This window comes from Mesorhizobium sp. M2A.F.Ca.ET.039.01.1.1, assembly GCF_003998035.1.
Lineage (GTDB): Bacteria > Pseudomonadota > Alphaproteobacteria > Rhizobiales > Rhizobiaceae > Mesorhizobium.
Genome location: NZ_RZRY01001365.1, coordinates 1 through 785, shown reverse-complemented (window position 1 = coordinate 785; position 785 = coordinate 1). Strand labels below are relative to the sequence as shown.

Genomic DNA, 785 nt, shown 5'->3' with positions numbered 1-785 from the left:
AACCTGGCCGGCATAGCGTTTGCCGGCCTTCGAGCCGCGCGACCCGATTTTGCCGAGCTTCGGCCTGAACTCGTCATCCTTAATGCGAGCCTCCCAGACATATCAAGCAAAATCAGACACTTACACGTCAAACCCTCTTGGCACCGGCGGCAGCCTCCCGGAAAAACGATGTGCAGACAAAGATTTAACCGCCTCCTGGAGGCGGTACCTTTATCTTGCCTTCCGCGCCCAGCCCCGCCAGACGCGCCCCCGTCCGCCATGGCTAACGCACCGGCTCCTTCGGCTGCGCGCCGTCCTTGCCGAGCGGCACGAAGAGATCGCCGTTTCGCACGCCTGAGTGAACACCGTCATGAATGAAGAACAGCGACCGTCCGAGAGGAGCGATTTGCGCCTTTGGAGCGACAGATTGGCTTTCGAACGCCTCGATGTCGGCCGCCGAAACTCCGGCCGCCTTGAGTTGGTCGAGGTACTCGACGGTCTCTTCTGGCAGCGGTTTGCCACGCTTCAAATGCTCGTCGTAGCGCTCGGGACCGGCATTGTAGGCGCCAAACAGGCCAGGAAATCCGAAGCGGTCATACATGGCACTGAGATAGGCCGTGCCGGCCAGGATATTGTCGCGCGGATCGTGGGGGTTAGGCCCAAGGCCGTGTTCGACCCGCATCTCTTCATAGGTGCCGGGCATCACCTGCATGAGGCCCATGGCGCCAGCGGGGGAGGTGATGGGGCGGCCGCCGCGCATTGTCTTGCCGCCGCTTTCGGCAGCCATGACGGCATAGATCCAGGCT

Annotated in this window: 1 protein-coding gene; it reads right to left on the bottom strand. The window is 62.0% G+C overall.

What is annotated here, in order from left to right:
- Positions 1–262: 262 nt before the first annotated feature.
- On the bottom strand, positions 263–785 hold a 523-nt coding region (locus EOA24_RS39895), incomplete at its 5' end, for a lytic transglycosylase domain-containing protein (RefSeq protein ID WP_133375048.1).